The sequence below is a fragment of the Pseudomonas sp. NPDC086278 genome (genome assembly GCF_050280905.1).
Taxonomy (GTDB): Bacteria; Pseudomonadota; Gammaproteobacteria; order Pseudomonadales; family Pseudomonadaceae; genus Aquipseudomonas.
Genome location: NZ_JBNNWE010000002.1, coordinates 82,187 through 102,997, shown reverse-complemented (window position 1 = coordinate 102,997; position 20,811 = coordinate 82,187). Strand labels below are relative to the sequence as shown.

Sequence of the window (20,811 nt, the reverse complement as noted above, 5' to 3'; positions counted from 1 at the left end):
CGACATTGATGCTGACTGAGACACCGCTTCCGCGAGCGTGCTCGCTCCCACAAGGAATGCTGAGCGAGGATGAAATGAACAACGACACCTATGAAAAAGGCCTGAAAATTCGCAAACAGGTGCTAGGCGAGACCTACGTCAATCGTTCGATCGAGAACGCCGACGACTTCAATCGGCCGTTGCAGGAAATGGTCACGGAGTACTGCTGGGGTCATGTGTGGGGTCGGGAGGGTTTGTCGCTTAAAGAACGCAGCATGATAAACTTGGCCATGATTTCGGCCCTCAACAGGCCTCACGAGCTGAAGCTGCATGTGCGCGGAGCCTTGCGTAACGGTCTGACTCGTGAACAAATACGCGAAATCCTGCTTCAGGTCGGTATTTATTGCGGCGTTCCCGCGGCCGTAGACAGTTTCCGGCTTGCCCGTGAAGCCTTCACCGAAGCCGATGCCGAGGCCTCCAGTCAACCCTCGGCTGTTTGATCTGAACGAGCACGGATGATCGAGATGATCGCGGTGCTCTTTTTGCATGGACAGCCACATTCAGAGCGGACCCCATGAAACGCCTGCCACTCGACGACAGCTTCAAGGTCAATCGCAATCCCGTTACCCTGCGCGAAATCGTGCTGGAAAAACTGCGAAGCGCCATTATGAACTTCCAGCTTTTACCGGGCGACCGACTGGTCGAACGCGATCTGTGCGATCGCCTCGGTGTCAGCCGCACGTCCGTGCGTGAAGCCTTGCGTCACCTCGAGTCCGAAGGCCTGGTGGAGTTCGCCGACGCCAAGGGCCCACGGGTCGCCATTATTACGTTGGCAGATGCCGTCGACATCTATGAACTGCGCTGCGTGCTTGAAGGGCTGATCGTGCAGTTGTTCACTCTGCGGGCCAAGGCCAAAGACATCAAAGCCCTGGAAAAAGCCCTTGAGGAAAACCGCAAGGCCCTTAAGGATGGCGAACTGCAACAGGTCATCGACTCCGTTCAGGGCTTCTACGACGTCCTGCTCGAAGGCTCCGGCAACCACGTGGCCGCTACGCAATTGCGCCAGTTGCAGGCACGCATCAGCTACCTGCGTGCGACGTCGGTGTCCCAGGAAAACCGTCGCGGCGCCAGCAATCAGGAAATGGAGCGCATGGTTGAGGCGATCAAAAGTGGTGACCCGCTGGTCGCTCACCAGGCGTGCGTCGATCACGTTCGCTCTGCTGCGGCAGTGGCTCTTGACTACCTCAAGCGCAAACAGGAAGAAACGGGCGTGATACCGTCGATCATCCTGCCGATCCCGCTTAAAGAACCGCGCATAGGTCGCTAATCATGTTCAGCCCGAGCTTTTGTCCAAAGTGCGGCAGCAACGACCTCAGGTCGCAGTTGCCACCGGGCGATACGCACGAGCGCCTGATGTGCCGCGGTTGCGGCTATACCCACTACGTCAATCCGAAAATCATCGCCGGCTGCATCATTGAGCAGGACGGTAAATACCTGCTGTGCCAGCGTGCGATTCCGCCGCGCCCTGGCACCTGGACGCTGCCCGCCGGCTTCATGGAAGCTGGCGAGACCACCGAGCAGGCCGCGCTTCGCGAAGTCTGGGAAGAAAGCGGCGTTCGCGCGGAAATTCTCTCGCCCTACTCGATTTTCAGCGTGCCGAAGATCAGCGAGGTGTACATCATTTTCCGCGCCATAGCGTTGGAAATCACCGGTCAGTACGGACCGGAAACCCTGGACTACAAATTCTTCGCGCCCGAGGACATTCCCTGGGACAGCATCTACTACCCAGCCATCCGGCAGATCCTCGAGCGCTACATCGAGGAACGCCTGGCCGGGGTCTACGGCATTTACATTGGCAACGACGACACCGGCAAGATTCACTTCATCCGTTGACGTTCAGCAAGGCGCCACGCCTTCAACAATGATAATTTCGGCCCGAGCCACGCCCTCGCGGTAGCCTCTCGCCTCTTGATACTGCTCTGAGCGGTAACACGCCACCGCTTGCTCGTAAGAATCGAATTCGATCACCACGCTGCGTTGCGGTGCCTGCCGCCCTTCCATCGCCTCGCTACGTCCGCCCCGCGCCAATATTCGTCCGCCGTACAGCGCAAAAGCTGCTGGCGCCCGCTGTGTATATTGGCTGTATTGGTCGGTGTCGGTGATGTCTACATGAGCAATCCAGTACGCTTTCATAGTGACCTCTTGGTTGGCTTTGTATTATGGTATACCAGAATATACACCCATCCAGTAAAGAGACTCCAACATGGCCTTCAACAGTATCGAAGAAATCATCGAAGACTATCGTCTCGGCAAAATGGTGCTCTTGGTTGATGACGAAGACCGGGAAAACGAAGGCGACCTGCTGCTGGCCGCTGACTGTTGCACCGCCGAGGCCATCAGCTTCATGGCCCGTGAGGCCCGTGGCCTGATCTGCCTCACGTTGACTGATGAGCACTGTCAACGGCTGGGGCTGGAGCAAATGGTGCCCAGCAATGGCAGCGTCTTTAGCACCGCCTTCACCGTCTCTATCGAAGCCGCAATCGGTGTGACCACCGGCATCTCGGCTGCCGACCGGGCGCGCACTGTCGCGGCAGCAGTCGCCGCTGAAGCAGGTCCTGCAGATCTGGTACAACCGGGCCACATCTTTCCGTTGCGCGCCAAGGAAGGCGGCGTGTTAACCCGTGCCGGTCACACCGAAGCAGGGTGCGACCTGGCCCGCCTGGCCGGCTTCACGCCGGCATCGGTGATCGTCGAAGTCATGAACGACGACGGCACCATGGCTCGCCGACCGGACCTGGAGGTGTTCGCACGACGGCACGGCATAAAGATCGGCACCATCGCCGACCTGATTCACTACCGCCTCAGCACTGAACACACCGTGGTCCGCATCGGCGAGCGGGAATTGCCCACTGTGCATGGCACCTTCCGCCTGATTACTTTCGAGGACCGGATCGAAGGCGGCGTCCACATGGCGATGGTCATGGGCACTCTGCAGCGGGATGAGCCGACACTGGTACGCGTCCACGTGATCGACCCATTGCGCGATCTGGTGGGCGCCGACTACAGCGGCCCTTCCAACTGGACGTTATGGGCCGCGTTACAACGAGTGGCCGCAGAAGGTCGAGGCGTCGTCGTCGTACTGGCCAATCATGAATCTTCTCAGGCATTGCTTGAGCGGGTGCCACAGTTGACTCAGGCTCCCCGTCAGTTCAGCCGCTCGCAGTCGCGCATCTATTCTGAAGTGGGTACCGGGGCCCAAATTCTGCAAGACCTCGGTGTCGGCAAGTTGCGACATCTGGGGCCTCCGCTGAAATACGCGGGTTTGACAGGTTACGACCTGGAAGTGGTCGAGAGCATTGCGTTCACCGAGTGATCGGCTTCATTGCGCAAGCCGCCCGCTGGCAGCTCGCTTTTCAGTAAAACGCGCATTTGGCTGATGGCCGGTAAGGCAAAATGCTTGCACAAAGTTTGGAATACCATAATATGATATTCCATAGACCGGACGACCATAACAGGTCAGATGGCCTACTGCTCCCGACAGGCGGGCACTAAAGCCCCGCTCATAAACACAACAATGAGGGCGTGAAAATGGTGTTGAACAAACGTGCATCCGCGGTTCTTTTTGCGGGACTGCTTAGCGTGACCAGCCAGGCATTGATGGCGGCCGACAGCGTCAACTTCGTCAGCTGGGGCGGTAGCACTCAGGATGCGCAAAAGCAGGCCTGGGCCGATCCGTTCAGCAAGGCCAGCGGGATTACCGTCGTTCAGGATGGTCCTACCGACTACGGCAAACTCAAAGCCATGGTCGAAAGTGGCAATGTGCAGTGGGACGTGGTCGATGTCGAAGCCGACTTCGCGTTGCGCGCGGCGACTGAAGGCTTGCTCGAACCCCTCGATTTCACTGTGATCCAACGCGACAAGATAGACCCGCGCTTTGTCTCGGATTACGGCGTTGGCTCATTTTTCTTTTCTTTCGTGCTCGGCTATAACGAAAGCAAGCTCGGCGCCAGCAAGCCTCAAGACTGGTCCGCGTTGTTCGACACCAAAACCTACCCGGGCAAACGCGCCCTCTACAAATGGCCGAGCCCTGGCGTGCTTGAGTTGGCTCTGCTGGCCGACGGTGTCGCCTCCGACAAACTGTATCCGCTCGACCTTGATCGCGCCTTCAAGAAACTCGACACCATCAAGAAAGACATTGTCTGGTGGGGCGGCGGCGCCCAGTCGCAACAGTTGCTTGCCTCGGGCGAAGTCAGCATGGGTCAGTTCTGGAACGGCCGGATCCATGCCCTGCAGGAAGATGGCGCGCCGGTCGGTGTGAGCTGGAAGCAGAACCTGGTCATGGCCGACATCCTGGTGATCCCGAAAGGCTCAAAAAACAAAGATGCAGCGATGAAGTTCCTGGCCAATGCCAGCAGCGCCAAAGGACAGGCCGACTTTTCCAACCTGACGGCCTATGCGCCGGTCAACGTCGACAGCGTGGCGCGCCTGGATTCAGTATTAGCCCCTAACCTGCCGACTGCCTACGTCAAGGATCAGATCACTCTTGATTTCGCGTACTGGGCCAAAAATGGTCCGGCCATCGCGACACGGTGGAACGAATGGCTAGTCAAATGAAAATGACGGCAGCCGCGCCCCGTCAACCCACTCCTGCCGGGAGCGCCATTGGCGCTCCCGGCTCGTTACCCGGCAAGGCGGCTGTGATGACGCAATCCCCTTCGTTGGCACAACGCTGGCGCGGCGCGAGTAACCTGATGCCGGCGCTGGTGTTCCTCGGTCTGTTCTTTCTGGCGCCGCTGATCGGGCTGCTGCTGCGCGGCGTACTCGAACCCACTCCGGGGCTGGGCAACTACGAACAACTGTTCGCCAACTCTGCCTATGCCCGGGTGTTGCTTAACACCTTCTCGGTGGCAGGGCTGGTGACCTTGTTCAGCCTGATGCTCGGCTTCCCGTTGGCATGGGCGATCACTTTGGTTCCACGGGGTTGGGGGCGCTGGATTCTGAACATTGTGCTGCTATCGATGTGGACCAGCCTGCTGGCGCGGACCTACTCATGGCTAGTGTTGCTGCAAGCTTCCGGGGTCATCAACAAGGCATTGATGGCGATGGGCATCATCGATCAACCGCTGGAAATGGTGCACAACCTGACTGGCGTGGTTATCGGCATGAGCTACATCATGATCCCGTTTATCGTACTGCCCTTGCAGGCCACCATGCAGGCCATCGACCCGATGATCCTGCAAGCGGGCTCGATCTGCGGCGCGAGCCCCTGGACCAACTTCTTCCGAGTGTTTCTGCCGCTTTGCCGGCCGGGATTGTTCTCCGGCGGATTGATGGTATTCGTGATGTCGCTCGGTTACTACGTCACCCCGGCATTACTGGGTGGCGCGCAGAACATGATGCTTCCCGAATTCATCATTCAGCAGGTGCAGTCGTTCCTCAACTGGGGCCTGGCCAGCGCCGGTGCGGCATTGCTGATCCTGATAACGCTGGTGCTGTTCTACTTCTACCTGAAGCTCCAGCCGGAATCCCCGGTTGGCGCCAGCAACGCGAGGTAAGCCGTCATGCTGCTGACCCCCAACGCCATGAGCCGACGCATGCGTTTCGGCCTTTACACCACGACAGGTTTGATCGCGCTGTTCCTGTTGCTGCCGATCGTGTTCATCGTGCTGCTTTCATTTGGTTCCTCACAATGGTTGGTGTTCCCACCACCGGGCTGGACGCTGAAATGGTACGGCCAGTTCTTCTCCAACGCCGACTGGATGAACGCCGCAATGGCCAGCCTCAAAGTCGCCGTGCTGACCACCTTCTTCGCCGTGGCGCTCGGTCTGCCTACCGCGTTTGCCCTGGTACGCGGGCGTTTTCCGGGAAGAGAAATGCTCTACGGCCTGTTTACGCTGCCGATGATTGTGCCGCTGGTGATCATCGCGGTGGCGGTGTACGCGCTGTTTCTCAAACTGGGCTACACAGGGACGATGTTCGCCTTCGTCGTCAGCCACGTGATTGTCGCATTGCCGTTCACCATCATCTCGATCATCAACTCGCTCAAGCTGTTTGATCAGTCAATCGAGGACGCAGCGGTAATCTGTGGCGCTTCGCGTCTGCAAGCCGTGTTCAAGGTGACCTTTCCGGCGATTCGTCCGGGTATGGTCGCCGGGGCACTATTCGCGTTCCTCGTGTCGTGGGACGAAGTGGTCCTGAGCGTGATGATGGCCAGCCCGACCCTGCAAACCCTTCCCGTCAAAATGTGGACCACCCTGCGCCAGGACCTGACGCCTGTGATCGCCGTCGCCTCGACGCTGCTGATCGGCCTCTCGGTTTTGGTCATGGTGATCGCCGCCGCCCTTCGCCGGCGCAATGAAATCAGCGCCTGAGCGCCAGGAGTACGACATGAGTGCCGTGATCAACGATTCCGCCCCGCAGAATGACAAACCTCTGGTCAGCCTGCGTAACCTGAATAAGTACTACGGCGAGTTTTCCGCCGTGGACAACATCTCGCTGGACATCAAGGACGGTGAATTCCTGACCTTCCTCGGCTCCAGTGGCTCGGGCAAAAGTACAACCCTGTCGATGCTTGCCGGCTTCGAAACCCCGAGCAGCGGCGAGATTCTTGTCAGCGGCCAATCGCTGGTCAATGTGCCGCCGCACAAGCGTGATATCGGCATGGTGTTCCAGCGGTATTCACTGTTTCCGCACTTGTCGGTGCGCGACAACATCGCGTTCCCGCTGGCAATTCGCAAACTGGCCACCGCTGAACGTGAACGTCGGGTCGATGCCATGCTCAAACTGGTGCAGCTCGAACAATTTGCCCATCGCCGCCCTTCGCAACTTTCGGGCGGCCAGCAACAACGAGTCGCCATCGCCCGTGCGCTGGTCTATGAGCCACGCATTCTGCTGATGGACGAACCGCTCGGCGCCCTGGACAAAAAACTGCGTGAAGACCTGCAGGACGAACTGCGCCAGCTACATCGTCGCCTCGGCATCACCATTGTCTATGTCACCCACGATCAGGAAGAAGCCATGCGCCTGTCGCAGCGTATCGCGATCTTTAGCCACGGCAAGATCGTCGGTCTCGGCAGCGGTTATGACCTCTATCAGAACCCGCCGAATGCTTTTGTTGCCTCATTCCTCGGTAACTCGAACTTCCTCAAGCTCAAGGCACAAAGCAACGCAGCGGCTTCGTTCGAAGGTCAGTCCTTGTCCGTTCGCCTGACCGCAGGATTACACGATGATCAGGATATTTTGCTGATGGTGCGCCCGGAAAAAGCCTTGGCGTTGAGCGTTGAGCAGGCAAACCAGGAACCGCTGTCAGCAGGCTGGAATGAAGTGTCGGCCATTGTGGGTGAAGTACTGTTTCTCGGGGAAAGTCAGACCTGCACGGTAAAAACCCTGGGCGGCACTTCGATGACGGTCAAGGCATTGTCTGCTGCCGGGATGCCACTCAAGACCGGCGACCCGGTGCGGGTGCGCTGGGCAACTGCGGATGCGTGTGTGTATACCGAGTGGGCCGAGAGTGATTTGAACAAGGCTGCCGGGGCGCATTAATCGCGTGGCCTGAACTCCGGGGCCGCATTAACTGGAGTCACCCTTGAGCCGCTGCAACGTCGGATTGCAGCGGTTTTTTTTGGTTGCTTGACCGCCGCCATTGCTTCAGTGCTTTCCGGCATCGCCAACACGGCTACCGCTCCAAAAGAGAACTTAGCCGGTCTTTGAGCGCGCATCTGATACGCCTTATTCGGGCACCATCACACTGCTCTTATAGCTCAAACCCCTGTATTCATTGCCTTAGAGAAGCCCGTCTGCGTTTATCGGGTGCCAAGAAAAAGGTCTTGCAAAGCATGTATTACGGTATACCATAAGACCTACATTCTCATAAAAACCAGATCCACCGCCAGAGGAACGCCCCATGATTGATGCCAGCATCTACAAACAGGTGATGGGTTCGTTTCCATCCGGGGTGACGGTGATCACCACGCTGGATGACAACGGGCAAATTGTCGGCCTGACCGCCAGCGCCTTCAGTTCGCTGTCCCTGGATCCTGCATTGGTGTTGTTCTGCCCCAATTACAGTTCGGATTCCTACCCGGTCCTGATCAAGAACAAACGCTTCGCCATTCACGTTCTGTCGGGCAGCCAGCAAAGCGAAGCGTATGCCTTTGCGCGCAAAGGCAAGGAAAAAGCGCAGGGCATTGAATGGACATTGAGCGAGCTAGGCAATCCGATACTGGCCAATGCGACGGCCGTCATCGAGTGTGAGTTGTGGCGCGAATATGAAGGTGGTGACCACGCCATCATGGTCGGTGCGGTGAAGAATCTGATCGTGCCCCACCAGGACGCCGGGCCACTGATTTATTGTCACGGCAAAATGGGCGCCCTGCCCGTCCTCGCCTGATTCGCGGATATTTCGTATCGCGGTATACCAATGATCCATTGGCCAAACAGCTGCACCGAGTGACACGCTTTCCACTGGCGAGTACACCGGAAGCTCCGCACTCACTTCAGGTAACAGGCCTGCGGTCGAGAGGCCGACAACAAAAAAAATACGAGGTAAAGCGTCATGAAATTTTCGCTGTTCGTGCACATGGAACGCTGGGACGAAAGCGTCAGCCACCGTCAGCTTTTTGAAGATTTGACAGAACTGACCTTGATGGCCGAGGCCGGTGGCTTCAGTACCGTCTGGATCGGCGAACACCACGCCATGGAATACACCATCTCGCCAAGCCCGATGCCACTGTTGGCCTACCTTGCGGCCAAGACCACCACCATTCACCTCGGCGCAGGCACCATCATCGCGCCGTTCTGGCACCCGTTGCGGGTGGCCGGTGAATGCGCCTTGCTGGACGTGATCAGTAATGGCCGCATGGAAGTCGGCCTGGCGCGTGGCGCCTACCAAGTTGAATTCGACCGTATGGCCGGCGGCATGCCTGCGTCCTCGGGCGGTCAAGCGCTACGCGAAATGGTTCCAGTGGTCCGTGCTCTGTGGCAAGGCGACTATGCCCACGATGGCGAAATCTGGAAATTCCCGACCTCTACCAGCGTGCCAAAACCGATCCAGAAGCCGAATCCGCCGATGTGGATTGCCGCTCGCGACCCTGATTCGCACAATTTCGCAGTGGCCAACGGTTGCAACGTCATGGTCACGCCGCTGATGAAGGGTGATGAAGAAGTCCTCGACCTGAAGAACAAGTTTCAGACGGCGCTGGACAACAACCCGGATGTGCCACGCCCGCAACTGATGGTCCTGCGTCATACCCACGTACACACCGCCGATGAACCTGAAGGCTGGAAAGTCGGCGCCAAGGCCATCTCTAAGTTCTATCGCACCTTCGATGCCTGGTTCGGCAACAAGGAAACACCGGTCAACGGGTTCCTGGCGCCAAGCCCTGAAGAAAAATTCGCCGCACGACCAGAGTTTGAACTGGAGAGCCTGCACAAAACCGCGATGATCGGCACCCCGGAAGAAATCATTCCGCGCATCAAGTATTACCAGGAACTGGGTGTCGACGAATTCAGCTTTTGGTGCGACAACAGCTTGCCTCACGCAGAAAAGAAAAAATCTCTGGAATTATTTATCAAACACGTCGTACCGGCGTTTCGCTGAACCCGCGCCAGTTGCGCAGATGCGCAGCCTGTGGAACTGACTGGCGCTCAATCTGGCGTCCAGTGCCCGACATTAACGTCCTTCCCTACCCGCCCCTCCAGCGCCGAGCAGACTCACTGCACGGCGCGTGGGCCGCTTAATCCATCCCTGCTATTTATTGTTCTGGCGATTGCTCTACCACGTCCCTTCATGAACACTGGGCCGCACTTTCAGGTCGCTCCGCGCTGGAGGGTGTGGACTTGGCTGCCTAAGCATTCATGAAGATATCAAGGAAGAGACAACCCCCATGAAAACCCTCTTGTGTCTGCTGATCGCCACCGGCGTCGGCTCCGCGCTGCAATACGCCGGCGTTCCCCATGGGCTGTTGTTGGGCTCGATCCTCGCGACTGCGATGATCGCTAGCAATCTGCACTTCTCCCCAACCCTGCCCTTTGGCCTCGTTTACCTGCAAATCGTCCTGGGAATCGCCACCGGTTTGATGTTCACCGCGTGGGACAGCCACACCGTGGCAGCGATGTTGCCCAGCCTGGGCATCATGCTGTTGTGCCTGATGATCCAAAGCACCGTGGCCGGTTGCTGGCTGCTGAAAGTCTCTGGATGGAACCGCAAGGACTCCATGTTAGCGGTCTACCCCGGCGCACTCGCCGCGGTGTTCGACTTGCTTGAGTCCGAACGCGCGTCCGGCAAGGTCATCGTCGTGCATCTGGTCCGCCTGCTGTCCATCACGCTGCTGGTCAGCTTTTGTATCCCGGCCCAGAGCAACCTCGCGCTGGTCGAGAGCAGTCCGCTGGTGATGAGCACCGCCCTGACCGTGCTGTCGCTGATTGTCTTGTGCCTGTTGCTCGGCCGCCTGCTGTTGAGTGCCGGCGTGCCCGCACCGTTCATGCTCACCGCCATCGTCGTCACCGGGGTCTACGTCAAATCCGGTTATCTGCCGGGCTTCCAGATGCCGTCCTGGAGTGTCGACTCCGCCGCGATGCTGCTCGGGGTGATGATCGGTTCGAAATTCAAGGACATCTCCCTCGCCGACCTCGTTCGTCACGGCCGCGCCGGGCTGATGGCTGTCAGCCTTATGTTGCTGATCGCGGCGGCGTTTGCCGCTGTGGCCGGGAAAATTCTGGGTAGCGATCCGGTGTCGTTATGGCTGGCGTACATGCCGGGCGCCATCGAAACCATCGCCATTGTCGCGTTCGGAGGCGGGTTGAATGTGGTGTTCATCCTGACGCATCACCTGTCGCGGATGGTGGTGCTGCACTTCGCGCCAGCGTTCATCGTCCAGGCGCGGCGCTGGCGGGAAGACGTTTGATTTATCTAGCGGTCGTCACACAGTAAAACGCCTCCTGTCCGGGAGGCGTTTTACTGTATGACGCAGGGATTAAACGGGAGAGATGGTTGCGAGGGCGCCAATCAACAGGGTCAACGCCAGAAATCCACCGAGGAAAATCGCCATCTTGGCCATTGCGGCCTCCTACAGGTTGAGTGTGCGGTGCAGTGGCTGGCGCAACGGCCGGCCGTGCCGTCATTGTGGGCCGACGGGTCATTGCATTACAGATGCAGGTGGCGTTGGAAAAACCGTATCAGATGGCGGCCCGACCCGATCCCGCGATCTTGTTCCGTAAACAAAAAAGCCCCGCCCCCACCTGAATGGGGAGCGGAGCTTCTTGAACCACTAGCGGATGTCTTTACAGATCAGTGATTTCCTTGTGGCGTGGCACCAGCGTTTTCATCACGCTCCACGCCACCAGATAGGCCAGCGCACAGATGGCGAACATGATCATGTAGCCCGTGTGAATATCGTTGATCGATTTGTAGTAGTCGAACACCCAACCGCCGATCTTGGTCATCACAACGCCGCCCAGGCCGCCGGCCATGCCGCCAATGCCGACTACCGAAGCGATGGTTTTCTGCGGGAACATATCGGACACGGTCGTAAAGATATTGCACGACCACGCCTGGTGCGCCGACGCGCCAATACCAATCAAGATGACCGGCACCCAATAGCTGATGTAACCAAATGGCTGTGCCAACAGCACCAGCAGCGGGAACAGCGCAATCACCAGCATCGCTTTCATGCGACCGTCATACGGCTTGTCGCCACGTGCCATGAAATAGCTCGGGAACCAGCCGCCGCCAATGCTGCCGACCATGGTCATGCTGTACAACACCGCCAGCGGCAAAACGATGGCCGAGCCTTTCATGCCGTATTGCGCCGACAGATAGGTCGGCAGCCAGAACAGGAAAAACCACCACACGCCGTCCGTCATGAATTTGCCAAAGGCGAATGCCCAGGTCTGGCGGTAGGTCAGCAACTTGAACCACGAAACTTTCTTCGCCGCGCCGCCCGACACTTCCGCGCTCGCCAGCACTTGCACCGGCTCATCGCTGCGGATGTAGGCCAGTTCCGCTGCCGACAAGCGCTTTTGCTGATCCGGCTTCTGGTACAACGCCATCCAGACGGCCACCCAGACAAAACCCAGCGCACCGATCACCAGAAATGCCGCTTCCCACCCCCACAGGGCCGCGATCAAAGGCACGCAGATCGGCGCCAGAATCGCGCCGACGTTGGCACCGGAGTTAAAAATACCGGTGGCGAAGGAGCGTTCCTTCTTCGGGAAGTATTCGGCAGTGGCCTTGATCGCAATCGGAAAGTTACCCGCTTCGCCGATCGCCAGCACCGCACGCGACAGCATGAAGCCTGCGATCGATACCGGAATGACGGCCAGGCCAAACGCGCTGGTCACAGCGGCGATCCCCTCGCCCATCGGCACCGCAAACGCGTGCATCATCGCGCCGGTCGACCAAATGCCAATCGCCACGATATAAGCCTTGCGGGTACCGATTTTGTCGACCACACGGCCAGCGAACAGCATGGAAATCGCATACACAAACTGGAAAACCGAAGCGATGTTGGCGTAGTCGGTGTTGCTCCAGCCAAATTGCGTGGAGAGGTCCGGCGCCAACAGACTCAGTACCTGACGATCAAGGTAATTGACGGTGGTGGCAAAAAATAACAGTGCGCAGATCGTCCAGCGATATTTGCCGACAGCCTGGCCGACGCGTTGCGAATTGATGGGCTCATTCAGATTCATGGCATCACTTTATTATTGGATTAGGGTGATGATCGCTCGGCTACAAGCGAGATCAATTGGGTCGTAGAACATCGCCAGAACACGTTGAACCCGCGCAAGGCTGGTCAGATTCACAGTGTCTTTCGATCCACTCAAATGATGTTGAAGCGCTATGAAGCGTTTAGCGGGACAGTCGAATATGTCGGGCCTGATCGCGCGCACGGGCAAACAGTCGAGATCGAGTCATAGGGAGCAGCGTGCACAGACATGAGGATGCGAGCGGAATCCATGATGGGCGGTACTCTTTTTTATTTTTAGGATGGACAGAATCATATCGTCTGTCGTCGTACAACTGCTCCTTTTATAACGAGTTCGGTACAGAACTGTCAATTGGGGAAATGGCCGTTTGTCTTGATCGACACCGATGGACAGCACGCGTTTCGCTAAAAAAGGCTTGCTTTGGCACTTTTCGGTATCTTGAATTTCACGCATCGACGGTAGCCCAACGCGGTCCGCGCACGGTGCCGTTGTACGACGACAGTCTCTTTGGTTTGTCTAACTCAGGCAAACCGTGCAACCGAGCGTAACAACAAGCCCTCCCTCCACAAAAATTGATCATCTAACCTCCATGCACAAAAAAGCCCACTGACCGTCACCGGTTCAGTGGGCTTTCCAACTGATTGCCGACCTCTTGATCGGCCATGGTTTGCGTAGTCAGCATGGCCAGGTACGGGCCGACTTTGAGAAACGTGATGCTGAAGGCTGCGAGTGGGCCAAAAAGAACTGGTTGTGTAACAATCGCCGACAATTCATTTTACAAGGACGTTCAAAATGGCTGGCAAACCTGCTGCCCGAGTTACGGATCCGACTAGCTGCCCACTTCCAGGACATGGCGTCAACCCAATCGTATCGGGCTCCGTCGATGTTTTCTTTGACGGTTTGGCTGCTGCTCGCCAAGACGACCAAAGCGCTTGCGGTAGTCTCATTGTCGGGGAGGTAGCCACAACTGTCCTTATCAATGGCAAACCTGCCGCAACGGTAGGAAGTATCGGCGCCCATGGTAATAACGTGGTGAGTGGTTCCGCCACAGTGATAATCGGGAACTCCCACACGCCAGCGAACTTCATCCCTCCGCTACCAATGCCGCTGTGGTTGCAGCCATTCAATGAGCAGTTTCGTATTGTCGGAAGCGACGGCCAGCCTCTCGCCCATGTGCCTTATCACATCAAAGATGAGACGGGACGTGTTTACACCGGGTTCTCCGATGAGTCAGGGCATACGCCACGGATTACTACCAAACAACAGGAAACCCTTGAAATCACCACAGGCGTTGCGGCGCTTGAAAAGTGGGGCGATGCATGACCGAGTTCTCCTGTAATGTCCCTACAAACCAACAGACTGGTTCGGTAAGCAATGTGCCTGGCTATTCAATGCCTGCGAACATTCACTTATTTGTGGTCGTTGAAGAAATTGGCAAAGATGGCTTTCTGGTTCGGAAAATCTATTCGTCGCCAGACAACCCTCATCTCGTCGCAAAAAACCTTTCGGCATTTCAAATCAAACATGAGATATGGCCGGAAAAATTTGGCATGTCACCTGTCGATCCAAAATCTACTGCCACAGTAGCCGAGCATGTTATTAGCAGTAGGAAATATCCATCCAGTTACCTTTCGACCAGTTCTGAATTCCCGAATGGTTCGCCGCGATTCGAGGGCAAAACTATTTACATCGATATTGAGAAAGCAAAAGCTGCCGGTGCAAAACTTGTAAGCACCGAAGAAATATTGAAGTCTCTCGACGAATACAAAACAGTCGCCCCAAAGAAAATCCCTCAGATTGAGCAAATCGCTGACTGGGTCAAAAATATAGACAAGGAAGTATTGGTTCATGCTGGAAAAGTACCCGCCAAGGCGATTTTCACCCCAGGCTCCTATAAAACCACAAACCTGTTAATTAAAGGTGCACGAGTGGTAAGGGTTTTTGCTATCGGGTTCACCGCCTATGACTTGAAATTGGCGGCAGATGAATCGATCAAGCAAAACAGCGTAAAGCCGATCTCTGTGGAAGTTGTCAAGCAGGCTGGTGGTTGGGGAGCAGCGATCGCCGGCGGAAGGATAGGTCTGGCAGTCGGCGCAGCTGTCGGCATCGAAACAGGGCCCGGAGCAATTGTTAGCGCAGCGGTGGGAGGAATTATTTTCGGCACTGCGGGTTATTTGGGTGCAACCTGGCTTACTGATTACGTACAAGAATGAGGTCTGGTGATGAGTTTTTTTAGTCGTTTCAAAACTTTAATGAAGCAAGAGCCTGAAGAGCAAATTGCTGGATATTCAATTTGCGATCTCAAAACAATCTTCACTGCATCTTCACCAGAAACAACTGCTCCATTGTTTGAATATCCGAAAGTAATGTCTTTGAGGCAGCTAGGTATTTCGGCATTTTATATTTCATTCTTAATCGACAGCAAAGACACGCTTAATTTTTTGACACTGATCAATTTAACCTTCAGATATCAATCCGAAAAAACATTCAACGACCTGCCAGCAAAGCACTATGTCAACGATAAAAAAAATGAGCACTTGGTATTTTTTACATCAACAAGAGAATTCAACGGCACTACTGTTCGTATGGTCACGAACAGCACCGACTTCATGGATGAAATTTTCCGTGCGAAATTCGCGCCCCCTCCTCCGTGGGTAGCATTTGAAGGCTACAAACCTTCCTGGTGGGGAGGCGATATGCAAGGTGCTCAGGGTTATTACGACGATAACTACTTCCGTCCCTTCTTCACTCGATTGAGTGATTCAGAAAAACAGACGTATTACACCAGATTTGAAGCCACAGACGAGTGGATAAAAAACCTGGAACTGATGTACAGCAACGACTGAATCCCACCCACAAAAAAACCCACTGACCGTCACCGGTTCAGTGGGCTTTTCTCCTATCAGATGCGCCGCGCCCTACGTAGGAGGTGCCAAAGGCTGCGATCTCTTGATCTTAAAACCGATCAAGCGACCTCGGCTTCCTTCTTCAAACTGTTCATATCAATGACAAACCGATACTTCACATCGCCCTTCAATATGCGGCCATACGCCTCGTTAATGTTCTGGATATCAATCATCTCGATATCCGAAACAATCCCGTGCTTGGCACAAAAATCCAGCATCTCCTGAGTTTCCCGAATTCCGCCAATCAACGAACCCGCCAAACTGCGACGTTTGAAAATCAGGTTAAACACCGAAGGCGACGGATGCGGATTGTCCGGAGCACCGACCAGCGTCATCGTGCCATCGCGCTTGAGCAGATTGAGGAAGGCATCCAGATCATGCGGCGCCGCCACCGTGTTCAGAATGAAATCCAACGTGTTGGCAAACTTCGCCATCTCATCTGGATTCTTCGACACCACCACCTCATCCGCGCCGAGACGCAAACCGTCCTCACGCTTGTTCGGCGACGTCGTGAACAACACCACATGCGCGCCCATCGCATGCGCAATCTTCACCGCCATATGCCCCAAACCACCCAGGCCAACCACCCCGACCTTCTTGCCAGGCCCGACCTTCCAGTGATGCAACGGCGAATACGTGGTGATGCCCGCACACAACAACGGTGCAACGGCGGCCAGGTTGGCGTCGTCGTGGGAAATGCGCAGAACGAACTTCTCCTTCACCACGATATTGTCCGAGTAACCACCGAACGTATTCTCGCCACCAAACACCGGACCGTTATAAGTCCCCGTGAACCCGCTCTCGCAATACTGCTCTTCGCCTTCCACGCACGACGCACAGTGCTGGCAACTGTCGACCATGCAACCGACGCCCGCCAGATCACCCACTTTGAACTTGCTGACATTCGCGCCGACGGCGATCACCCGCCCAACAATTTCATGGCCCGGCACCGAGGGATACAACGTGTTGTGCCACTCGTTGCGCGCGGTATGCAGGTCGGAATGGCACACGCCGCAATAGAGAATATCGATCTGCACATCGTCCGCGCCTGGGGCGCGACGTTCGAAGGTGAAAGGCTTGAGCGAGTCCTTGGAACTCTGCGCGGCGTAGCTGTAAGTCTTGGTCATTGCGATCGCCTTATGTGTGAGATGTCGAATACAAGGTGACTAGCGTAGTTGCTGAATCGTTCAAGTAGATGACGGTGGCGGTGGATTCGGTGGCCGACCATCGTTAAATCCTGGCGGCTGCGTTATGCCGCGTTGCGGGTAGGGTAAGGCTTGGGGAGGTGTAGGCGATGGTTGCATTCTGCTGAATTCTTGCCTGATCCGGTTAGATTGGGTTAGCGATGTGTTTATCCAGCGGCATTGCAGAATCAAAGCCTGCAAGAGATCTCTTTCCACATGTAGTCGTAGTTGTATTTCAGCCATAGGACCAGCACCTTATCAAACTGTCTGCGTAACCAATCACGCTCACGCGCCGCCAACCTTTCCTCGATCCTTTCTCTGAGCCAGTCGGGGTCAAAGCCTGTCCATACAGTGGGCAAGACTGCTGCAAGATTGGAGAAGCACACTGGTGCTACCTCTGAAAAAAAGATTTCGCACAGTACGTCAGGATCGACGCCTTTGACTTGGCGCACGATGTAGTCGTAATCGGTCGGAAAATAGTTGAATGGCTCAGACAGTGCGGCTCTGACCTCTGTCAGTTGTGGCTCGGTCAGAAAATGTCCCAATGCGAAAACTCCTCCAGTTCCTCATCAAGCGAGTCCGCGACCGCGCCGCCTGCAACGCCACCAGCCACTGATCCCACCAAGACGACCGCAACTGCGCAGATCGGAGCGCCAGGGCCACACATCGCACTCACACCCATCCCAGCTAGTACGCCGCCTAACGCACCTCCACCGACGATGATGCCTTGTCGGGCCGTTTCTTTGGGTTTGTTTTCAGCATTCAGGATTTGATAAGTCGCCAGCGCAGCGGTCACGAGAACGCCGAGTTTGCCCATGATTAGCATTTTTTTGGTGCCTTTCGTGAACTTGGCATCATCCCGGCCGGCGGCTTCCAAAATGGTGTAATGAGTTTTCTTTTGCTCTGCGGCTGAAAGATTTTCATAGCTCTTTTTGAAGATATCTTTGGATGTTGGCAGATGCTCGAAGGCAGTTTCGAGGAATAGTAATATCAACCGTCTGGCCGGAAGCGGACGTTCAGAAGTGGCAGCTAACGACCCATAGCTGCCGATCAGCACAGGCTAAACAGCCACAATCAGACATCCGTGACGGTTAGCATTCAGCTCGAAGTAGCCTCCCTCACGGTGGTTACGTCAGCTTTTCAATCAAAATCGAGGTGGCTGTGATCGTTATATCTCCAAAATCACCTTCAAGGGATAGAACATTATCAACGATGTTTATCCCTTCAAGCTCTCCGAGTTCGCTGGTGTTTTGAACGTTAAGAGCGCCAAGCCTGACAGTTAGCTCAGTGCCGTCCGCGTTCCATGCCATCAGCTTATTTCTGGACCCGTCATCCAGTCTGACAACCATCTCGAAATAGCGATGGGCTTGGTCCACTGTGATCGATAAGACACTGCTTTCTTCAAGTGCGTGAACATCCATGATGAAGCTTCTTTTGTTCAAATCCGCATCCTACTACAGGCCGCTATAGGCGAATGCACGCGTCTAAAATGAAGGTCCGCACCTGGCCGATTGCTGGCTGTCACCAAGGGCAGAAATCGACCCCATAGCTGTCATTAAATTGAGGTAACGAAGCGGGTTTCGAGGCCTACACTTACTGGCAGTAGCGCATTAATCAATACGACGGCATCGTCGCCCTGGTTAACGTACATCAATGAGTCACCGGTCTCGAACGTAACTCTGAATCCGGCAAGCCAAGATTCTTGCCTGTTGAAAGAGTCAAGAATTCCCTCAACTGCGCAAATTTTTGTGTTTTCGAGGTGGGTTGCTGATAGATCTGCAAGCAAGTTTTCCCTCTTCCAGGAGCAGGTCACGTTCGGCTCTATCTCGAAGGAAGCCGGCGTATCAGAAGGCAACAAGTCCGCGCCTACTCTCTCGCCATCACTCAAGAGATACATGGATAGAACCTCTCCCTCGCCAAAACGCCACTCTAGAGAACCTATGTATCCCAGATCTTTCTCGTCGTTGAAATAGTACTGGTCGTGCAGCAGCACGCTCAGCCGCTTTCCCAAAAGCGAACATGCGTTTTGCAGGTCTAGGACAGCTCTTATAGGGGATGGGGAGTGTCGGCTAGACATCGGGCACCTCATATAGGTGGGAAGAGAGGCAGATAGTACACAAACGCCATTACGTCCGCTTCTGGCCATTGTCTGCCGGTCGCCAATGGCAGCTTTTGGCCGATAGCCGCCCTCCGCCAGCGCCCACATTGAGTCGAAAGTCGACCCGTCACGAGATGAATCTATCCCTCGCGCGCCCACAAAAAAGCCCACTGACCGTCACCGGTTCAGTGGGCTTTCCCATTACGCGGCTATTTACAAAGCCAAATCACTGGCAGGCTTCGGTGCCTTGCCCGCGTCGGCCGGAGCAGCGGCCGGGGCCGCCATCTGGCCGATTGCCGGTGGCGGCGTCAGTTGCAACACCTTGGCGGTGTAGGCCCACTCTTCAGCGACTTTTTCAGGGCTGGTGTTCAACTGCGTGCCATAGCTCGGCACAATTTTATGCAGCTTTTCCTGCCAGGCCGGCGATGCAACCTGATCCTTGAAGACCTTTTGCAGCACGGACAGCATGATCGGTGCAGCGGTCGATGCGCCTGGCGAAGCGCCCAGCAGACCGGCGATGGTGCCGTCAGCGGAGGCAACGATTTCGGTGCCCAGCTTCAGCACGCCACCCGCGGCTTCGTCACGCTTGATGATTTGCACGCGCTGGCCGGCTTGCCACAGACGCCAGTCTTCGGCTTTGGCGTTCGGGAAGTATTCTTTCAGGGCGTTCATGCGGTCTTCGTCGGACAGCATCAGTTGGCCTGCGAGGTACTCGACCAGCGGGTATTCCTTGATGCCGACCTTGGTCATTGGCCACACGTTGTGCGTGGTCGTGGTGGTCAGCAGGTCCAGGTACGAGCCTTCTTTGAGGAACTTGGTGCTGAAGGTCGCGAATGGGCCAAACAGGATCACGCGCTTGCCGTCCAGGACACGGGTGTCCAGGTGCGGAACCGACATCGGCGGTGCGCCAACGGAGGCTTTGCCGTAGGCCTTGGCCAGGTGTTGCTCGGCGATGGTCGGGTTCTCGGTGACGAGGAACGAACCGCCCACCGGGAAGCCTGCGTATTCCCTGGCTTCAGGAATGCCGGACTTTTGCAGCAGGTGCAGTGCACCGCCGCCCGCACCGATGAACACGAACTTGGCGTCGGTTTCGGTTTTGGTGCCGTCCTTCAGGTTTTTGTAGCTGACGCGCCAGGTGCCGTCTTCGTTCTTGGTGATGTCTTGCACTTCGCTAGACAGTTTCAAGTCGAACTTCGGCGTGGTTTGCAAGTACGCAACGAACTGGCGGGTGATCTCGCCAAAGTTGACGTCGGTGCCGATCGGGGTCCAGGTGGCCGCGATTTTCTGGTTCGGGTCTCGCCCTTCCATCATCAGCGGAACCCACTTGGCGATTTGCGCCGGGTCTTCGGAGTACTGCATGCCGGCGAACAGCGGGCTCGCTTGCAGGGCTTCGTAACGCTTTTTCAGGAACTTGATGTTGTCATCGCCCCACACAAAGCTCATGTGCGGCGTGGAGTTGATGAACGAACGCGGGTTTTTCAGGACGCCCTGCTGAACCTGCCACGACCAGAACTGGCGGGAAATCTGGAACGCTTCGTTGATTTCAACGGCCTTCGGGATCGTCACCTTGCCGTTTTCGTCTTCCGGCGTGTAGTTCAACTCGGCCAAGGCGGAGTGACCGGTGCCGGCGTTGTTCCAACCGTTGGAGCTTTCCAGGGCGACGCCATCGAGGCGCTCGACCATTTCCATCGACAGATCGGGTTGCAGCTCGTTAAGCCACACACCCAACGTCGCGCTCATGATGCCGCCGCCGATGAGCAGTACATCGACCTTCTTTGCCTCTTCCGCGTGAACGGACGTGATCCCCATCGACAAAGCCAGCCCCAGCAGGGCCGTGTTCATTTTTTTAAACATCTGTAGCACCTATGATAAAACGCCATCCGCCCTTCCATCGCCACGACGACACCCTTGGTTCACGGCATTCAGGCAGAATGTCGTG

At 56.2% G+C, this 20,811-nt stretch carries 21 protein-coding genes and 1 pseudogene; 14 read left to right on the top strand and 8 right to left on the bottom strand.

Annotated elements, in window-relative coordinates; genetic code table 11:
* The first annotated feature begins 74 nt into the window (after window positions 1-74).
* The 3 genes from ACQKP4_RS01300 (at window position 75) to ACQKP4_RS01290 (ending at window position 1,872) form a co-directional block, all read left to right on the top strand.
* Window positions 75-479 (top strand): carboxymuconolactone decarboxylase family protein, encoded by a 405-nt coding sequence (locus ACQKP4_RS01300; protein WP_427629659.1) that lies wholly within the window; start codon window positions 75-77, stop codon window positions 477-479.
* 74 nt (window positions 480-553) lie between these two features.
* Window positions 554-1,306, top strand: a complete 753-nt coding sequence (locus ACQKP4_RS01295) for a GntR family transcriptional regulator (protein WP_427629657.1) — start codon at window positions 554-556, stop codon at window positions 1,304-1,306.
* Between the two features lie 2 nt (window positions 1,307-1,308).
* Window positions 1,309-1,872: an NUDIX hydrolase gene (locus ACQKP4_RS01290; protein WP_427629655.1), complete on the top strand. Its 564-nt coding sequence runs from the start codon at window positions 1,309-1,311 to the stop codon at window positions 1,870-1,872.
* Window positions 1,873-1,875: 3 nt separating this feature from the next.
* On the opposite strand, the gene ACQKP4_RS01285 is transcribed toward ACQKP4_RS01290, so the two are convergent.
* A complete protein-coding gene (locus ACQKP4_RS01285) occupies window positions 1,876-2,172 on the bottom strand; it encodes a DUF1330 domain-containing protein (protein WP_427629654.1) in 297 nt (98 codons plus the stop codon).
* Between the two features lie 70 nt (window positions 2,173-2,242).
* Between ACQKP4_RS01285 and ribBA the strand changes: the two genes are divergently transcribed.
* The 8 genes from ribBA (at window position 2,243) to ACQKP4_RS01245 (ending at window position 10,883) form a co-directional block, all read left to right on the top strand.
* Window positions 2,243-3,352: a bifunctional 3,4-dihydroxy-2-butanone-4-phosphate synthase/GTP cyclohydrolase II gene (gene ribBA, locus ACQKP4_RS01280; protein ID WP_427629652.1), complete on the top strand. Its 1,110-nt coding sequence runs from the start codon at window positions 2,243-2,245 to the stop codon at window positions 3,350-3,352.
* 215 nt (window positions 3,353-3,567) lie between these two features.
* A complete protein-coding gene (locus ACQKP4_RS01275) occupies window positions 3,568-4,593 on the top strand; it encodes an ABC transporter substrate-binding protein (protein WP_427629650.1) in 1,026 nt (341 codons plus the stop codon).
* Window positions 4,590-5,534, top strand: coding sequence for an ABC transporter permease (locus ACQKP4_RS01270; RefSeq protein ID WP_427629648.1), 945 nt, complete (start codon window positions 4,590-4,592; stop codon window positions 5,532-5,534). The genes ACQKP4_RS01275 and ACQKP4_RS01270 overlap by 4 nt, the downstream gene beginning before the upstream one ends.
* A 6-nt stretch (window positions 5,535-5,540) precedes the next feature.
* Window positions 5,541-6,350, top strand: a complete 810-nt coding sequence (locus ACQKP4_RS01265) for an ABC transporter permease (RefSeq protein WP_427629646.1) — start codon at window positions 5,541-5,543, stop codon at window positions 6,348-6,350.
* A gap of 16 nt (window positions 6,351-6,366) precedes the next feature.
* A complete protein-coding gene (locus ACQKP4_RS01260; RefSeq protein ID WP_427629644.1) occupies window positions 6,367-7,521 on the top strand; it encodes an ABC transporter ATP-binding protein in 1,155 nt (384 codons plus the stop codon).
* A gap of 361 nt (window positions 7,522-7,882) precedes the next feature.
* Window positions 7,883-8,368 (top strand): flavin reductase family protein, encoded by a 486-nt coding sequence (locus ACQKP4_RS01255; RefSeq protein WP_427629642.1) that lies wholly within the window; start codon window positions 7,883-7,885, stop codon window positions 8,366-8,368.
* Window positions 8,369-8,533: 165 nt separating this feature from the next.
* Window positions 8,534-9,577 (top strand): LLM class flavin-dependent oxidoreductase, encoded by a 1,044-nt coding sequence (locus ACQKP4_RS01250; protein WP_427629640.1) that lies wholly within the window; start codon window positions 8,534-8,536, stop codon window positions 9,575-9,577.
* A gap of 286 nt (window positions 9,578-9,863) precedes the next feature.
* The gene (locus ACQKP4_RS01245) at window positions 9,864-10,883 is read left to right on the top strand and encodes an AbrB family transcriptional regulator (protein ID WP_427629638.1); all 1,020 of its coding nucleotides are present in this window, start codon (window positions 9,864-9,866) and stop codon (window positions 10,881-10,883) included.
* Between the two features lie 376 nt (window positions 10,884-11,259).
* Here ACQKP4_RS01245 and ACQKP4_RS01240 read toward each other — a convergent pair whose 3' ends face one another.
* Entirely contained in the window at window positions 11,260-12,666 is a 1,407-nt protein-coding gene (locus ACQKP4_RS01240) for an MFS transporter (protein WP_427629636.1), read from the bottom strand.
* 810 nt (window positions 12,667-13,476) lie between these two features.
* On the opposite strand from ACQKP4_RS01240, the gene ACQKP4_RS01235 reads away from it, so the two are divergent.
* The 3 genes from ACQKP4_RS01235 to ACQKP4_RS01225 are packed head-to-tail and all read left to right on the top strand — an operon-like array spanning window position 13,477 to window position 15,530.
* The gene (locus tag ACQKP4_RS01235; protein WP_427629634.1) at window positions 13,477-14,007 is read left to right on the top strand and encodes a PAAR domain-containing protein; all 531 of its coding nucleotides are present in this window, start codon (window positions 13,477-13,479) and stop codon (window positions 14,005-14,007) included.
* Entirely contained in the window at window positions 14,004-14,897 is an 894-nt protein-coding gene (locus ACQKP4_RS01230) for a glycine zipper family protein (protein ID WP_427629632.1), read from the top strand. Before ACQKP4_RS01235 ends, ACQKP4_RS01230 begins: the two co-directional genes overlap by 4 nt.
* 9 nt (window positions 14,898-14,906) lie before the next feature.
* Entirely contained in the window at window positions 14,907-15,530 is a 624-nt protein-coding gene (locus ACQKP4_RS01225) for a hypothetical protein (protein ID WP_427629630.1), read from the top strand.
* 119 nt (window positions 15,531-15,649) lie between these two features.
* On the opposite strand, the gene ACQKP4_RS01220 is transcribed toward ACQKP4_RS01225, so the two are convergent.
* From ACQKP4_RS01220 to mqo, 6 genes and pseudogenes are all read right to left on the bottom strand, one after another.
* Entirely contained in the window at window positions 15,650-16,717 is a 1,068-nt protein-coding gene (locus ACQKP4_RS01220; protein ID WP_427629629.1) for an NAD(P)-dependent alcohol dehydrogenase, read from the bottom strand.
* Between the two features lie 245 nt (window positions 16,718-16,962).
* Window positions 16,963-17,319 (bottom strand): DUF7079 family protein, encoded by a 357-nt coding sequence (locus ACQKP4_RS01215; RefSeq protein ID WP_427629627.1) that lies wholly within the window; start codon window positions 17,317-17,319, stop codon window positions 16,963-16,965.
* A pseudogene (locus tag ACQKP4_RS01210) lies at window positions 17,304-17,723 on the bottom strand (hypothetical protein); the annotation flags it as partial. The gene ACQKP4_RS01215 and the pseudogene ACQKP4_RS01210, both read right to left, overlap by 16 nt.
* Before the next feature lie 178 nt (window positions 17,724-17,901).
* On the bottom strand, window positions 17,902-18,195 hold the full coding sequence (locus ACQKP4_RS01205; RefSeq protein WP_145319086.1) for a hypothetical protein: 294 nt from the start codon (window positions 18,193-18,195) through the stop codon (window positions 17,902-17,904).
* Between the two features lie 134 nt (window positions 18,196-18,329).
* Window positions 18,330-18,767, bottom strand: coding sequence for a hypothetical protein (locus ACQKP4_RS01200; RefSeq protein WP_256667207.1), 438 nt, complete (start codon window positions 18,765-18,767; stop codon window positions 18,330-18,332).
* Between the two features lie 318 nt (window positions 18,768-19,085).
* Complete coding sequence (gene mqo, locus ACQKP4_RS01195) at window positions 19,086-20,726, bottom strand: malate dehydrogenase (quinone) (RefSeq protein WP_427629625.1); 1,641 nt, start codon at window positions 20,724-20,726, stop codon at window positions 19,086-19,088.
* Between the last annotated feature and the right edge of the window lie 85 nt (window positions 20,727-20,811).

What these genes read in the sequence shown, in the direction of transcription:
- ACQKP4_RS01225 (WP_427629630.1), top strand. Translation starts at nt 14,907, where the DNA reads ATGAGTTTTTTTAGTCGTTTCAAAACTTTAATGAAGCAAGAGCCTGAA.
- ACQKP4_RS01235 (WP_427629634.1), top strand. Translation starts at nt 13,477, where the DNA reads ATGGCTGGCAAACCTGCTGCCCGAGTTACGGATCCGACTAGCTGCCCA.
- ACQKP4_RS01245 (WP_427629638.1), top strand. Translation starts at nt 9,864, where the DNA reads ATGAAAACCCTCTTGTGTCTGCTGATCGCCACCGGCGTCGGCTCCGCG.
- ACQKP4_RS01300 (WP_427629659.1), top strand. Translation starts at nt 75, where the DNA reads ATGAACAACGACACCTATGAAAAAGGCCTGAAAATTCGCAAACAGGTG.
- ACQKP4_RS01250 (WP_427629640.1), top strand. Translation starts at nt 8,534, where the DNA reads ATGAAATTTTCGCTGTTCGTGCACATGGAACGCTGGGACGAAAGCGTC.
- ACQKP4_RS01255 (WP_427629642.1), top strand. Translation starts at nt 7,883, where the DNA reads ATGATTGATGCCAGCATCTACAAACAGGTGATGGGTTCGTTTCCATCC.
- ACQKP4_RS01220 (WP_427629629.1), bottom strand. Translation starts at nt 16,717, where the DNA reads ATGACCAAGACTTACAGCTACGCCGCGCAGAGTTCCAAGGACTCGCTC.
- ACQKP4_RS01275 (WP_427629650.1), top strand. Translation starts at nt 3,568, where the DNA reads ATGGTGTTGAACAAACGTGCATCCGCGGTTCTTTTTGCGGGACTGCTT.
- ACQKP4_RS01295 (WP_427629657.1), top strand. Translation starts at nt 554, where the DNA reads ATGAAACGCCTGCCACTCGACGACAGCTTCAAGGTCAATCGCAATCCC.
- ribBA (WP_427629652.1), top strand. Translation starts at nt 2,243, where the DNA reads ATGGCCTTCAACAGTATCGAAGAAATCATCGAAGACTATCGTCTCGGC.
- ACQKP4_RS01205 (WP_145319086.1), bottom strand. Translation starts at nt 18,195, where the DNA reads ATGGATGTTCACGCACTTGAAGAAAGCAGTGTCTTATCGATCACAGTG.
- ACQKP4_RS01285 (WP_427629654.1), bottom strand. Translation starts at nt 2,172, where the DNA reads ATGAAAGCGTACTGGATTGCTCATGTAGACATCACCGACACCGACCAA.
- ACQKP4_RS01265 (WP_427629646.1), top strand. Translation starts at nt 5,541, where the DNA reads ATGCTGCTGACCCCCAACGCCATGAGCCGACGCATGCGTTTCGGCCTT.
- mqo (WP_427629625.1), bottom strand. Translation starts at nt 20,726, where the DNA reads ATGTTTAAAAAAATGAACACGGCCCTGCTGGGGCTGGCTTTGTCGATG.
- ACQKP4_RS01270 (WP_427629648.1), top strand. Translation starts at nt 4,590, where the DNA reads ATGAAAATGACGGCAGCCGCGCCCCGTCAACCCACTCCTGCCGGGAGC.
- ACQKP4_RS01290 (WP_427629655.1), top strand. Translation starts at nt 1,309, where the DNA reads ATGTTCAGCCCGAGCTTTTGTCCAAAGTGCGGCAGCAACGACCTCAGG.
- ACQKP4_RS01240 (WP_427629636.1), bottom strand. Translation starts at nt 12,666, where the DNA reads ATGAATCTGAATGAGCCCATCAATTCGCAACGCGTCGGCCAGGCTGTC.
- ACQKP4_RS01260 (WP_427629644.1), top strand. Translation starts at nt 6,367, where the DNA reads ATGAGTGCCGTGATCAACGATTCCGCCCCGCAGAATGACAAACCTCTG.
- ACQKP4_RS01230 (WP_427629632.1), top strand. Translation starts at nt 14,004, where the DNA reads ATGACCGAGTTCTCCTGTAATGTCCCTACAAACCAACAGACTGGTTCG.